Annotated in this window: 14 protein-coding genes; 3 read left to right on the forward strand and 11 right to left on the reverse strand. The window is 67.7% G+C overall.

What is annotated here, in order from left to right:
• The first annotated feature begins 140 nt into the window (after positions 1–140).
• Positions 141–401 carry a hypothetical protein gene (locus tag K9U15_RS11195; protein ID WP_301156123.1) on the forward strand — a complete coding sequence of 87 codons (261 nt, stop codon included), beginning with the start codon at positions 141–143 and terminating at the stop codon, positions 399–401.
• Between the two features lie 48 nt (positions 402–449).
• On the opposite strand, the gene K9U15_RS11200 is transcribed toward K9U15_RS11195, so the two are convergent.
• The 3 genes from K9U15_RS11200 to K9U15_RS11210 all read right to left on the reverse strand — a co-directional run bounded on the left by K9U15_RS11200 (position 450) and on the right by K9U15_RS11210 (position 2,339).
• Positions 450–1,004 carry a flavodoxin domain-containing protein gene (locus tag K9U15_RS11200; RefSeq protein ID WP_096228318.1) on the reverse strand — a complete coding sequence of 185 codons (555 nt, stop codon included), beginning with the start codon at positions 1,002–1,004 and terminating at the stop codon, positions 450–452.
• Positions 1,001–1,642 (reverse strand): TetR/AcrR family transcriptional regulator, encoded by a 642-nt coding sequence (locus K9U15_RS11205; RefSeq protein ID WP_096228317.1) that lies wholly within the window; start codon positions 1,640–1,642, stop codon positions 1,001–1,003. Before K9U15_RS11205 ends, K9U15_RS11200 begins: the two co-directional genes overlap by 4 nt.
• Positions 1,643–1,916: 274 nt before the next feature.
• Positions 1,917–2,339 carry a DUF488 domain-containing protein gene (locus K9U15_RS11210; RefSeq protein ID WP_015539900.1) on the reverse strand — a complete coding sequence of 141 codons (423 nt, stop codon included), beginning with the start codon at positions 2,337–2,339 and terminating at the stop codon, positions 1,917–1,919.
• A 296-nt stretch (positions 2,340–2,635) separates the two neighbouring features.
• Here K9U15_RS11210 and K9U15_RS11215 point away from each other — a divergent pair, with 296 nt between their 5' ends.
• Positions 2,636–4,330 carry a GGDEF and EAL domain-containing protein gene (locus K9U15_RS11215; RefSeq protein ID WP_301156124.1) on the forward strand — a complete coding sequence of 565 codons (1,695 nt, stop codon included), beginning with the start codon at positions 2,636–2,638 and terminating at the stop codon, positions 4,328–4,330.
• Between the two features lie 15 nt (positions 4,331–4,345).
• Here the strand turns inward: K9U15_RS11215 and K9U15_RS11220 are convergent, their stop codons facing one another.
• From K9U15_RS11220 to K9U15_RS11230, 3 genes are all read right to left on the reverse strand, one after another.
• Positions 4,346–5,338, reverse strand: a complete 993-nt coding sequence (locus K9U15_RS11220; protein WP_161959750.1) for a GGDEF domain-containing protein — start codon at positions 5,336–5,338, stop codon at positions 4,346–4,348.
• A gap of 224 nt (positions 5,339–5,562) precedes the next feature.
• Entirely contained in the window at positions 5,563–6,213 is a 651-nt protein-coding gene (locus K9U15_RS11225) for a hydrogenase maturation protease (RefSeq protein ID WP_301156125.1), read from the reverse strand.
• Positions 6,214–6,218: 5 nt separating this feature from the next.
• The gene (locus K9U15_RS11230) at positions 6,219–6,647 is read right to left on the reverse strand and encodes a viscotoxin-A3 (protein ID WP_087190557.1); all 429 of its coding nucleotides are present in this window, start codon (positions 6,645–6,647) and stop codon (positions 6,219–6,221) included.
• 176 nt (positions 6,648–6,823) lie between these two features.
• Here K9U15_RS11230 and K9U15_RS11235 point away from each other — a divergent pair, with 176 nt between their 5' ends.
• Positions 6,824–7,384, forward strand: coding sequence for an NADPH-dependent FMN reductase (locus K9U15_RS11235; RefSeq protein ID WP_096228314.1), 561 nt, complete (start codon positions 6,824–6,826; stop codon positions 7,382–7,384).
• Here the strand turns inward: K9U15_RS11235 and K9U15_RS11240 are convergent.
• The 5 genes from K9U15_RS11240 to K9U15_RS11260 form a co-directional block, all read right to left on the reverse strand.
• Positions 7,381–8,406 carry a DMT family transporter gene (locus K9U15_RS11240; RefSeq protein ID WP_301156126.1) on the reverse strand — a complete coding sequence of 342 codons (1,026 nt, stop codon included), beginning with the start codon at positions 8,404–8,406 and terminating at the stop codon, positions 7,381–7,383. The two genes, K9U15_RS11235 and K9U15_RS11240, sit on opposite strands and share 4 nt — an antisense overlap.
• A complete protein-coding gene (locus tag K9U15_RS11245) occupies positions 8,403–9,335 on the reverse strand; it encodes an AraC family transcriptional regulator (protein WP_161959468.1) in 933 nt (310 codons plus the stop codon). Before K9U15_RS11245 ends, K9U15_RS11240 begins: the two co-directional genes overlap by 4 nt.
• Positions 9,336–9,570: 235 nt before the next feature.
• Positions 9,571–10,269, reverse strand: a complete 699-nt coding sequence (locus K9U15_RS11250) for a cytochrome b/b6 domain-containing protein (protein WP_096228312.1) — start codon at positions 10,267–10,269, stop codon at positions 9,571–9,573.
• A gap of 1 nt (position 10,270) precedes the next feature.
• A complete protein-coding gene (locus tag K9U15_RS11255) occupies positions 10,271–11,917 on the reverse strand; it encodes a nickel-dependent hydrogenase large subunit (protein ID WP_087190552.1) in 1,647 nt (548 codons plus the stop codon).
• A 6-nt stretch (positions 11,918–11,923) separates the two neighbouring features.
• Complete coding sequence (locus tag K9U15_RS11260) at positions 11,924–13,207, reverse strand: hydrogenase small subunit (protein WP_087190551.1); 1,284 nt, start codon at positions 13,205–13,207, stop codon at positions 11,924–11,926.
• Positions 13,208–13,516: the final 309 nt, after the last annotated feature.

The following is a 13,516-nucleotide window of genomic DNA, read 5'->3' on the forward strand; positions in this document are numbered from 1 at the left end:
GGCGCTTTTGGCAGGCAGCCTCTCCCCCGACGAGCTCCAAGGAGGCACTATGAGGCGCACGGCATTCCGCGTTTGCCCTTCCTGCGAGAACACGGGACGCCGACGTCTCCTGCTGCGGCAGGAAGCTCGGGCCGCTGCCCGTGCAAGCCGCCGACGACGTGCACGCCGTGCGGGTGGAGGACGCAGAGGGCGACTGGTACCTCACGTTCGACCATCCCATGGAGAAGGCCCACAGCCTGGGCTTCGCCGCCGTCGTGGGCTACGACAGCCTGGCCGTGGAGAAGCTGTACCCCGAGCAGGGCGGCGAGGCGCGCCTGCCGCACCTGCCCGGCGGCACGCTCTACACCTGGTGCACCGAGCACGGCCTCATGCGGCATCCCGCCGCGCACCCTCGCCGCTAGGCGCATCCGGCTCGGCAAGCGGTCGGCGACGGGCCGGCCGAGCACCCGTCAGGCCGGCGGCTGGCCGGCCGCGGCCGCCAGCTCGCGCACCCGGGCGACCACCGGCGCGATGGCGGCGCGGTCGGTGCCGTCGAAGCCGCCGCGCATCCCCGAGAGCATCTCGGCGGCGCGTGGGTCGGTGGCCGCCTGCTTCTCCTGCATCTTGAAGAACATCTTAATGGCCAGCTTGTTCGGCAGGCTCAGCCTCTCGTAGGCGAACCCGCCGCGCAGGTAGAACCGCTCCACGCCGTCGAGCTCCGGCGAGGGAAACTCCCGCGCCATCGCCTCGTCCACCATGTCGGTCCACTCCGGCGGCGTCGCGCCCACGGCGAACGCGACGAAGGGGGTGCCCGGGTGCGCTGCCCGGGTGCGCGCGAGCCACTTCTTCCCCACCAGGCCGCCCGCATGGAACCAGCCGCCGAACACGACCACGTCGCACGCGCCTGCATCTATCGCGTCAGCCCGCTCCACCGGCACGGCCTCGCAGCCCAGCTCCTCTGCGATCCATTCCGCGTACCGGCGCGTGAACCCTGTCTGCGACGCGTACACCACGATGGCGCTCATCGCGCGCCTCCTTCCGCCGCAGCGCCCGCAGGTGCCCCGATCGCATGTGCAGAGAAGAACCGTCCCAGGTGGTCGCGTATGAGCGGCTCCGCGTCCTCCCAGGGAACGTCCGAGAGCAGCAGCAGGAACACCGGCCCGTAGAACTCGCGCGCGAGGGCCTGGGCGTCGTCGAGTGCGAACTGCCCGATGGCCATCAGGTGCTCGAACACCGCGCGCTGGATGGCCAGGGGCTGCTCCACGAACACGAAGCGGAACGCCTCCGCAGCGTGGGCGTCGGCGTACCGGCTTGCGGCCAGCAGCCGGCGCAGCCGGACCATGTCCCCGTCCGCGAAGAAGTGCCGGAACCCCGCCAGCACCCGCCGCTCCGTCTCCTCGAACGCACCGGCGTACCCGGCGGGGTCCTCGACCGGCGCGGTCATGACGCCCTGCTCCGCGAACACCGCGCGCGTGCGCTCGAGCTGCGCGGCCAGCACCGCGTCGAAGATGGCCTGCTTGCCCGGGAAATGGTTGTAGAGCGACGCGTCCTTGACACCCACCGCCGCCGCGATGTCGCGCACGGAAACGGCATGGTACCCCTGCTCCGCGAACAACCCGAACGCCGCCTCGACGATTCGCCCTTTCGTGTCCCTGCTCCTCACGTATCCTCCTAAAACTAGTGTGCGCTAGCTATTATACTAGTAATTGCTAGTTTTGCAAGGAGACCCAACAACCGTACCGATGCTTCCCATGGAGCATCGGCATAGGGAAACGGGAAGAGCAGGGCTTGAGACGGTCTCGCAGGAAGCGGGCCCGAAGTGCGTGGATCGCACGCGCTGACGGAATCACCGCTCGGCGGATGGCAAGGCTGGCTCGGCGCAAGACCAGGCGCAGGCGGCGTGAAAGCGGGCGCCCGATGCCGGCGAAGCGAGGGCGCTAGCCCTTCGTCGCGGCCTCGAGCATCTGCTGGAGCACCTCGACGTGGCTGCGGCGCTTGTGGGTGGCGGTGCCCAGGAGGCAGACGCTTTTGTACTCGCCGTAACGGTCGTAGAACTGCGGCACGGCCTCGCGCTCGCGGATGTCCTCGCGATAGGCGTCGGCGTAGGCGTCCCAGCCGATGTTGCCGTGCAGGTAGCGCTCGAGCATGGTGGGCGCCGGGGCGAACAGCTTGTCGTGCACGTAGTCGGCGTGCAGGAGCTTCGGCACGAAGTACGCCAGGTCGTTCTTCTTGGTGAAGCCTGCCAGCTGGTTCGTGTTCTTCAAGCGCGTGTCCAGCAGCAGGTCGACGTCCCATGACTCCAAGGCGCCGAAGAACTTCTCGGCAGTGGTCTCGTAGGCGCTGATCGTGTTGATTCGCATGGCGGAAGGCTCCTTCTCGGCCGCGCGCGAACGCGGGCCACGGCTTTTCGGAACACCATAACCGCGCCGCCCGCGCTCCAGAGCCGCGCGCAGCCGTTGTGGCGCAACCGCAGGCGTTTCGTCACGCAACCGCCACGGCCGAGCCCGCCGGACCCCGCGCACCGGCGCCCGGGCCGGCCGCAGCCTGCCGAAAACCCCTCTCCTTGCGTTTTCTGCTCGCCGAGAAGGCCGATTGACCTTACAATACGATCAACGTTAATTTGAATGCCCGTCAACAAGACGCGAGGTAGCCCTGCATGGACGCGAATGAAGCGCTGAACTCCTTCGACCTCGATCCGCGCCTGTTCTACGATGCCATAGCGTACAGCACGGACGACTACCTTTACATCATCGACATGAAAACGGACATGGCGCTCGTGTCCGAGAACATGCTGCACGACTTCGACCTGCCCGGACGCGTGTTCGAGGGGCTCATTCCCCGATGGCGCGAGCTCATACTTGAGCGCGACTGCCAGAGCTTCGACGAATCCATCGACGACATGCTCTGCGGCAAGACCGACGAGCACGACCTGGAGTACCAGGTGCGCAACCGCAAGGGCGAGTACATCTGGATCGTATGCCGCGGGCTGCTCATGCACGACGACGACGGCGCGCCCGTGCTGTTCTCGGGCGCCGTCACCAGCTTGGAGCGCAAGGGCAAGGTGGACGCCACCACGGGCCTGTTCATGCACGGCAAGTGCCTGCAGGTGCTCGACCGCCTGCTCGCCCACGAGCGCCCCTCGGGCGGCGTCCTGCTTTTGGGGCTCGACGACTTCTCGCGCATCAACTCGCTCAACGACCACTCGTTCGGCAACGGCGTGCTGCGCCAGTTCGCGCAGACGCTCCAGCGCCTGCTGCCCGAGAACGCCTCGGCGTTCCGCTTCGACGGCGACGAGTTCGCGGTCGTGCTCGACGATGCCGACCGCGGCGCCATGGAGGACCTGTACCGCACCGTGCACGCCTTCGCCAACCGCCAGCAGGCCATCGAGGGCGTGCCGTACTTCTGCACGGTGTCCGGCGGCATCGCCATGGTCGGCGAGGACGGCTCCACGGGGCTCGACCTCATCAAGCATGCCGAGAGCGCGCTGGAGGAGAGCAAGCACCGCGGCAAGAACACCGTGTCGTTCTTCTCGTCGGACATGTCGAGGGAGAAGCTGCGCCGCCTGGAGCTCAGCGACCGCCTGCAGGCGTCCGTCATGGACGGCATGCGGGGCTTCCCCTTGCACTACCAGCCGCTCGTGGACGCCGACACGCTGCGCATCGTCGGCGCCGAGGCGCTGCTGCGCTGGAGCGCAGACGAGTTCGGCAGCGTGAGCCCGGCCGAGTTCATCCCCGTGCTGGAGTCCTACGGCCTCATCGGCGCCGTGGGCCGCTGGGTGTTCCAGCAGGCCGTCCGGCAGTGCGCGGCATGGGACCTCGTCCAGCCCGACTTCATCATGAACGTGAACATCTCCTACCTGCAGCTGCTCGAGGCCGACTTCGTGCCGTTCGTGGAGCATGCCCTGGTCGAGGCCGGCACCAAGCCGAGCCGTATCGTGCTGGAGATGACGGAGAGCTACTTCGTCACCGACCTGGAGGCGCTGCGCGCGACGTTCGACCGGCTGCGCGCCATCGGCATACGCCTGGCCATGGACGACTTCGGCACGGGGTACTCCTCGCTCGGCCTGCTGTCGCAGTCGCCGGCCGACATCGTTAAGATCGATCGGCTGTTCATCAAGAACATCCATGCCGAGTCGTTCAACCGCGCGTTCATCGACGCCGTCATCGATCTCTGCCATAGCGTGGACATCGAGGTGACGGTGGAGGGGGTTGAGGAGCGAACCGAGCTGGACACCGTGCGCGCCATCGGTGCAGACAGCGTGCAGGGATTCCTCGTTTCGCGCCCGCTGACCGCCGGGCAGTTCGAGGAGCGCTTCCTGGGCGCGGGCGGCCCCGGAAAGCAAGAGGCCTGACCGGCCCCGCGCAGGTCAGGCCGCAGGCTGGGTACGCGGCGCCCCTTTCCGCGCGGAGCGCCGCAGGCTGCGGCGCTCGGGCGCCCCGGACAGGGCCGACGCGGGGGCGGCGGGGCCGTCCATTACGGCCACGCGGTACGCGCTCTTCCCCGTGCGCTTGATGCGGTACAGCGCCTGGTCGGCCACGCGGTAGTACGACTCGTACGACCAGCCGGGCCTCCCCACGGCAGCGCCGATGCTCACGCTCACCGGCACGCCCTCGGCCGAGAGCCGCTCGACGCCCGCGATGACGTCGGAGCATATCCGCTCGGCCACGCAGGCGCACGGGATGTCGGCCACGAACGCGGAGAACTCGTCGCCGCCCGCGCGGAACACGATGTCGGTACGCCGGAACGACTGCTCCAGCAGCTGGGCGAACCCGCGCAGCACGTCGTCGCCGCGGTGGTGCCCGTGCTCGTCGTTCACCTTCTTGAAGTCGTCCACATCGAACATGAACAGCGCGCTGCACGCACCCTCCCAGCGCGGTTCGGCAAGGGCGCCCTCCACGAGGCGCCTGCCCTGCCGCACATGGTACAGGCCGGTCAGCGGATCGCGCATGGCCTGGCGCTCCAGGAGACGACGCTCCTCGCGCAATCGGCGGTCCAGCAGAGCCTGCTCGGTAACGTCCTGGAGCACGCAGGCGCAGAAGCCCTCGCGGGGGCGGTAGGAACGCACGGAGAAGTAACGGTCGCCGGAAACGCTGCGGCAGGTGAAGTACTGCGCGGCGCCCGTGCGCGCCGTGTCGTCCAGCACTCCCAGCATGCAGCGCGCAACATCGGGGCAGGCATCGAACACCGACGAGCCCACGAGCACCTCGCGCGCGCAGCCTGCCAAGGCGATGGCGGCATCGTTTACATAGGCGAACACCAGGTCGACGGTGCGCCCCTCCTCGTCGGGGATGGTCTTGACGACGGCGAACGGCACGGGCATGGCACGCAGGTAGTCGGTCTCTTCGCTGGGGTTCGGCACGGTGCTCGGCACTCCTCTTGCTGGCTCTCTGGAACGGGAGGAGGAGGCCGCGACGCATCGGCGCCGCACCAAGGGCGGCCGAAGGGCCGCGCGGGGCATTACGGGGTTGCCTCCATAAAGGGCCGTCCTCACGAGGTCAGCATGCTACCAGCGGCGTCGGCTCCCTGTAAAGGCGCTTCACGGAACGTTGGCTGCGTTGAAACCGTGCCGTTACGAAGCCGTCCTTATCCGGCTGCACCCGCGCGCGGGACAAGCGGCGAGCCCAGTCGCGCAAGCTCGCCCGCCACCGTCTCCACCAGGAGGGGCAGCGCGGCGGCCACCTTCGGCGTGAGGCCCACCGTCACCACGGCCGGCGAAGGGTTCTCCACCTGCATGCCCAGGCACAGGCCCTCGGCCTCGTAGCCCAGCAGCGTGGCGGCGTCGAACAGGTCGACGAGCTTCAAGTCGTGCAGCGATGCCGTGGCACCCGAGTGGCGCGCCATGGCGTCGGGCTCGAAGCGGAACACGGTGCCCGGCTCGGCGTCCGTGCCGTCTACCGCGTCCACGGTGAGGAGCACGTCGAAGTCGCGCACGTACGGCAGCATATCCATGCTCAGGCAACCCACGTCGAAGAACTCCACGTTGCCGGGCGCCTCGTAGCGCTCTACCAGCTCCTCGTACACGGCGGTGCCCAGCCCGTCGTCCAGCATGAGCTTGTTCCCCACGCAGAACACCCCGATGCGCCGCACAGCGCCGCCCTCCGGCGCGCCCGCGGCGCCGCCGCGAACCTGGGCGCTTCCTTCCGATGCGCTCGCAGCCGCACGCTCGTCGGACAACAGGCCGTCCTCCGGCGCGCCCGTCGCGACCGCGCCGCCCGCGGCATGCTCCTCCCCCATGCCCATCACGCCCCCAACGTCGGGCGGATGGCCAGGTTGTAGTAAGTGGCCCCGGCGATCATGACGCAACCCGCGACCACGCTCACCGCAGCCCATACGCGCTGACGGCGCAAGTACGCATCCTTCTCCACGCCGCGCGAGGCGGCGCGATGCGCGGCGAAGGGCTGCCCGATGAGGGAGAAGGCCACCGTGCCCGCCGTGAGCGTCACGAAAACGGCTGCCGCCACGATGAGCGCAAGCGGCGTGCGCTCCGTCCATGCCGCGTAGAACGTGTTGTCCGCGAACAGCCAGATGGGATAGAACAGGAGCGCCGCCCACATGCCATGAGCCGGCCCCCAGATGGGCGGAAGGAACAGCGCACCCACGTTGAGGCGCGGTATACCCTCCAGGAACTTCTCTTCCCGTGCGATCTGCTGGTCCGTCAATTCAGCCACCGATATCTCCTTCGCTCTCGTGATCGCCGCCTATTATAGCGAAGCCGTCGCCTGCAGAAGGCGCAGGGGGCCAAGCGGTTTTCCGTGACGGTTCAACGCCAATCCAAGCCGCGACATGTCAAACGTGCTATCATATGACACCAAGATGATAACATTAATGGATCGAGAGGCACCTCATGGACATACTCGCCATCGCCGGATCGCTTCGGCAGGGAAGCTACAACCGCCAGCTCGCCGAGGCCGCGGGGGCTGCGCTGGGCAGGCTGCACCCCGAAGCAGGCTTCCGGCTGCTCGCTTGGGACGACGTCCCGCTCATGAACCAGGATATCGAGCACCCTGCGCCCGGCGCCGTGGCGCGCGTCCGCGACGAGGTCAAGCGCGCCGACGGGCTGTGGCTGTTCAGCCCCGAGTACAACCACGCCATCCCCGGCCCGCTGAAGAACCTGATCGACTGGCTCTCGCGCCCTGTGAGCGAGGCCGAGGGCCAGGTGCTGGCCGGCAAGCCCGTGGCGCTGGCCGGCGCCAGCATCGGCATGAGCGGGGCGGCGCATGCGCAGGAGCAGTTCGTGGGCGTGCTCAGCTTCCTGGATGCGCGGATCATGAACCAGCCGCGCCTGGCCATCCCCCACATTGCCACCCAGGCCGCAGACGGCGTGCTCGCGCTGGACTCCTCGGCACCCTACCTGGAGCGGCAGGCGCGGGCGTTCGTGCGCTTCATCGAGCGCGAGGGCCTCTAGCGCCGGTCGGGCGCAGCCTCCTCGCAGCCGTGGACTCCAGCGCCACCCGCGGCCTCCGCGCCCGCCGTGCCCGCGCAGCCGTCCCCGCACGCTGCGGCCTCCGCGGGCGGCGCGCCCTTGCCTCGCTCGGACAGCACGAGCCCGGCGCAGGTCAGCACAACGCCGACGCAGATCTGCGGCGTGAGCGGCTCGCCCAGCACCAGCACCGACGCCGCAACCGTGATCACCGGCACGAGGTAGATGTAGGCGCTCGTCTTCACGGCGCCCAGAAGCTTCACGGCGATGCCCCACGTGGCGAAGCACGCCGCCGACGCGCCCACGCCCAGGAACAGCATGTTCGCGGCCGCAACCGGATCGGCGAACCGCTCGATGCCGAACTGGAAGTCCAGCAGGAACAGCGCCGGCACCATGAGCACGAGGCCCCAGGCGAACGTGCGCTTCGTCATCTGGATGGTGTCGTCGCACAGCAGCGAAAGCTTGCGGGTGAGCACGGCGTAGAACGCCCACACGGCCGCGGCCGCCACCGCAAGCGCGTCGCCCACCACGCCGCCCGTGCCCAGCCCCTCCCAGCTGATGAGCACGATGCCCGCCATGGCAAGCGCGAACCCGGCGAAGAACACCGGGTGCAGCTTCTCGTCGCGCAGCAGCGCCGAGGACAGCAGCGCCGTGAAGAACGGGTTCACCGCCACGATCACGCCCACGTTGCTGGCCGTGGTGTAGGTGAGCGCGATGTTCTCGAACAGGAAGTACAGCACCACGCCCGTGAGGCCGGCCGCCGCTACGAGCGCCTCCTCGCGCCAGCCGCCCAGCCTCACATGGCGAGGACGGCACGCCCACAGCACCAAGAACCCTATGAGGAAGCGGTAGAACAGTATCTCGATGGGCGCGAAGTCCACGAGCAGCACTTTCGTGGCCACGAACGTCGTGCCCCACACCGCCACGGTGAAGAGCGCGAACAGGTGCCCGCGCGCCGCCGACCCTCCGGCCGCCCGCGCGACCTTCGCCGCCTCGCGCGCGCTCATGAGGCATCCCCCGCGCAGGCGGCGCGGTAGCGCGCCGGCGTGAGCCCCGTCACGTTGCGGAACACGCGCCCGAGATGGGCCTGGTCTGCGAAGCCTGCGAGGCCGGCGGCCTCTACGGGCGTGCAGCCCTGCTCCAGCAGGCTCTTCGCGTGCATGACGCGCACGGCCGCGATATAGCGGCCCGGCGTGATGCCCAGCTCCCTCTTGAAGGCGCGCACGAGCGCATAGCGGCTCGTGCGCGCGACGGCCGCCAGGTCCTCGAGCGCGATGCGCTCGGCGTAGCGCTTATCCACGAACGCCCGTGCGGCGGCCACGGGGCCTCCCGGCTCAGCATACGCCCGCGCGCCGCCGGCCGCCGCGTCGGCCGCGTCGAGAAGGGCGCGCAGCAAACCGTCGAGCTCGTCGAGCGCCGGTGCTCCCTCGTGCGCTCCCCGCTTGAAGAACGCGTCCGCCCGCTCGAACAGCGCGGGATCCCGCAGCACGGGAACGGCGAACCGTGGCGCGGGCGCGGCGGGTGCCGAACCGTCCGCGGCCCGTCCGGACGGGCCCGCAACGGCCCCGACCTCGGCAGTCGGCGCGCCTCCCGTGGCGCGGGCGCGCTCGGGCACGTCCGCCGGTCCCCCGTCCGGCCCGGCAAGCGCGGCCATCGCGGCCACCGGCACGTTCGCGCAGCGGTACGCGAACGGCTCGTCGTCGAGCGGGTCGCAGGCATGGGGGTCGCCGGGGTTGACCAGGAACACGTCGCCGGGCTCCAGCACGTGAAGCTCGCGGGCGCTGATGGCGAGCGCGCGGCGGCTGGCGTACAGGGCTCCCACCACGTAATGGTCGTGCAGGTGGTTCGGGAACGCCCGGATGTTCCCGGCCAGCGAGCACACCTCCACGAAGGACCCGTCGGGGCGTGCGAGCGCCCGCACCTCGCGCGCGTCCATGCCCCGCGGCTCCTCCGCCGCCTGCGGACCCCCGGTCCGCCCGCCTTCGCATCGCATATGCCTGCTCTCCTTTCGCAAAGGCACAGTATAGTCGATGCATGCGCCGCGGCGCTTGTACGTTATTGCACGCCCGGCAGACGGCGCACGCCTCTCCGCCCGCGAAAAAGGGAGGAGACCCGGTTTCCCAGGTCCCCTCCCTCATGGAGACGCAATGCGCGGGGCGAATGCCGAGCGCTTACGCCTTCTCGCCGTGATGCAGGTCGTCGTCGCCCACGATCGTGTGGTGCTCGGGATCGTACACGAGTCCGCCATGCTCCTTCCAGAAGAACATGAGCAGCGTCGGGGAGATGCCCTCGATGTTCGCCAGGTAGATATGGATGAACATGAAGCAGATGAAGACGTACATCATGAAGTAGTGGATGATGCGCATCGACATGAGGCCGCCCACCAGATCCGTGCCGGCCGCGAAGAAGCCCATGTTCATCGTGGGAGCCCACAGGGCCAGGCCCGTGTAGAACATCAGGATGATGAGGATGGGGATGGCCAGGTAGCTGATCTTCTGCGGAACGCCCAGCTTGGCGCCCAGCGGGTGGTCCTTCTTCAGGAACAGGTAGTACTTGATCCACGCGCCCAGCTGGTGGCGGTTGTCGGCCTGGGGCAGCCAGGTCTTGTAGTCCGTGACCTGGTAGCGCGTGCCGCCGTCCGGCGAGGACTTCACGAAGAAGGCCATGATCACGCGGACGATGCAGTTGATGAACAGGATGAAACCGCAGAACACGTGCACGCCGCGGGCGATGCCCATGAACGCGGGCCAGAACGGGAAGTGAATGCTGAAGCCCGTGACGATCAGCAGGATCATGCAGACGAGGTTGATCCAGTGCGTGATGACGAAGGGCATCGGATGCGCTTCGCGGTAGTGTGCCAAGTGCGCCATGTTACTTCACCCCCCAAGGGCTCGTGACGGTCTCGAAGCTCTTGCCCGTCGCCGGCTCGGTGATGTGGACCGCGCACGCCGTGCAGGGGTCGAAGCTGTGCACCGTGCGCAGCGCGTTGATGGGCTTCTCGATGTCGCCCACCGGGTTGCCGATGAGGGCCTGCTCCATCGGGCCGCTCTCGCCGTTGGCGTTCTTCGGCGCGAGGTTCCAGGTGGTCGGGATGATGATCTGATAGCCCGTGATCTTGCCGTCCTTGACCTCCTCGGAGTGGTAGAGCGCGCCGCGCGGCGCCTCCCAGAAGCCGGTGCCTGAGCCGGTGATGGTGGCGGGCTCGCGGAAATACTCGCTGTCGCCGCTCTTCACGGCCTCGCAGAGCTCGGCGACCCAGTCCTTCATGAGGCCGGCGATGTAGAGCGTCTCGATCTGGCGGACGGCGGTGCGGCCGAGCGTGGACTGCGCCACGCCGATCTGGCCGGGGGCGCCCAGCGCCTCCAGCAGGCCGTCTACCTGCTCCACGATGAACGGCACGTTGCGCTTGTACGCCGCGAGGATGCGGGACAGGCCGCCGGCCTCGTAGGGCTTGCCGTCGTAAGCGGGGCACTTGACCCACGTGTAGCGGTCGTTCACGTCGTAGGAGGTGAACTCGGGCTCGGTGACGAAGTACGGGGAGGTGTAGGTCTCCTCGCCCCTGTACCAGGAGTGGCCCATGTACTCGGTGATGAGCTCTTCCTTCACGTCGGAGAGGTTGAGCTTGTCGTCGATGACGCCCATGGGCAGGTAGCGGTCCTTGAGCTCCATGCTCTCGTTCTCGAACACGCCCCAGGCCACGTAGCGGCCGCAGCCCTTGCCCCAGTTGAGCGCGTCGATGTAGTACGGCGCGATGGCGAGCGTGTCGGGGATCATCGTGGCCTCGACCCAGTTGTAGATCTCGTCGACGAGGTACTTGAGGTCGTCGAGCTTCTGGTCGGTGGGAACGAACGCCGTGCCGCCCGGGATCAGCGTCATGACGTGCGGCATCTTGCCGCCGATGATGGCAGAGACCTGGGAGGCCTTGGCCTGCATCTGCAGCGCCTCCAAATAGTGGGCCGTGCAGATGAGGTCGAGCTCGGGCGGCAGCTTGTAGCCGGTGCCGTCCTCGGCGTCGAACCAGTTGCCCGAGAAGATGGACAGCTGGCCGTTGTCGGCGAAGTTCGACAGGCGCTCCTTCAGGGCCACGAAGTCGCTGTTCGTGGACGTGCCGGCGGCCTGGGCGAGGTCGTAGGCGTCGGCCGCGTCGGCCTTGAGGGCGTTGAGCGGGTTCACGTAGTCCAGCGCAGCCAGGTTGTAGAACCACAGGATGTGGCTGTGCAGGAACTGGGCGCCTTCCAAGATGTTGCGGATGATGCGCGCGTTGTTCGAGATCTTGATGCCGTAGGCCTTCTCGGCCGCGATGGCAGACGAGTGGGCATGCGACACCGGGCACACGCCGCAAATGCGCTGCACGATCTGCGCGGCGTCTTCGGGCGTGCGGTTCTCCACGACCATCTCCATGCCGCGGAAGCAGCCGCCGGATACCCAGGCGTCGGAGACCTTGCCGTTGGTGACCTCCATCTCAACGCGGAGATGGCCCTCGATGCGGGTGATCGGGTCGATAACTGAACGGGTCATGTAGGCTTACCTCCCTTCTTCTTCATCGGATTCGACAGCCTTCGCGTTCGCGTTGCGGCTGCTCTTCTCGCACGCGGCCTTGGCCTCGTCGCGCGTGAGGTCGTACTTCCCGATCGCCTTGTCGGGGTGGTTCTTGTCCCAGGCGCGGACCTTCTCGAAGTCGGCGCCGCCGTCCATGCGGCCCGTGATCTTCATGCCGAAGCCGTGCACGACGAGCGCGGCGGCCAGGATGCCCGTGATGCCGAGCGCGATCGTGCCGGGCTGGACCATCCAATCGCCTATGCGCAGGTCGCGATGGCGCTTGTAGAACGGGGTGTTGACCTCGACCCAGTTGTGGCCGGGATCGTTCGGCGCAGCCTCGCAGCAGCCGATGCAGGGGGAACCCGCCTGCACGCACCAGCTGCGGCGGTTGTTCCACAGCGTCACGCCGCAGTTGGACTTCGTCTGCGGCCCGCGGCAGCCGAGCGGGTACAGGCAGTACCCCTTGGCCTCCTCCTCGGAGCCGAACTGGTAGACGAACTCGCCGTTCTCGAAATGGCCGCGACGCTCGCAGTTGTCGTGGATCGTCTGGCCGAAGATGCCCTCGGGCTTGCCCTCGTTGGTGAGCGGGGGCAGCTTCTCGAGCATGATCACGTCCACGAGCACGGACACGAGCCACTCGGGGTTCGCGGGGCAGCCGGGGATGTTGATGACATCCACATCGATGCCCGCCTTCTCCAGGAACTGCTGCACGCCGAGCGCGCCCGAGCTGTTCGGATGGGCGCCCATCCACCCGCCGTTGACGGCGCAGGAACCCAGCGCCACCACGGCGTTGGCCTTCTCCGCAGCCTCGATCAGGTGCTCCGTGCCGGGCTTGTCGGCCACGCGCAGCGCCTGGCCTTCCCAACCCTCCAGCACGGCACCCTCGTACACGAGGATGTAGTTGCCGGCCTCGATCGTCTGCTCCTTGGCTTCCTCCATCGACCAGCCCGCAGCCGCGGAAAGCGTCTCCGAATAGTTGAGCGAGATCAGCTCCAGCACGACGCTCGCGGGATCCGGCGTCTCGACCTGGGCGAACGACTCGGTACATCCCGTGCACGACGCGCCTTCGATCCAGATGACCGGGTAGAGCTTCCCCTTCGTAGCGCCGATCACGGATTTCTCGAGGGCCTGCGCTATCTGCGGCGCGGCGAGCTGAGACAGCCCGGCAGCCGCGGCAACGGCGCCGCAAAGCTTCATGAAGCTCCGCCGCGTCACACCGCGAGCGGAGAGCATCTCCTGAAACTCTGAAACCGTGGCCTCTGTTTCCATGTGCACACCTCCTCAGGTGCTTCTCGTCTGACATTCACTGCTAGCATTTTCCCCGAGAAGTGTTTCTTGTGGCTTAGCGTCTACGCGAGCGCAACGTTTGGGCCGCAAATGGTACAAAAATGTTACAGATACCCCTATTCGTAACATGATTTATGCAGGTTAGGCGCGATTTTATGCAAAATCTCGCATAACGGGGCCAGCCTCCTCGAACCATGTGCGATACAAGGCCGCTCATCGAAAAACAGGAGAAATGTTGGATTCCTGCATATAAGCGACCCACTCCTCGGGCAACACCGCTCGGAAGGATAT

Origin of the sequence: Gordonibacter sp. RACS_AR68 (genome assembly GCF_030418485.1) — a bacterium.
Classification (GTDB): domain Bacteria; phylum Actinomycetota; class Coriobacteriia; order Coriobacteriales; family Eggerthellaceae; genus Gordonibacter; species Gordonibacter urolithinfaciens.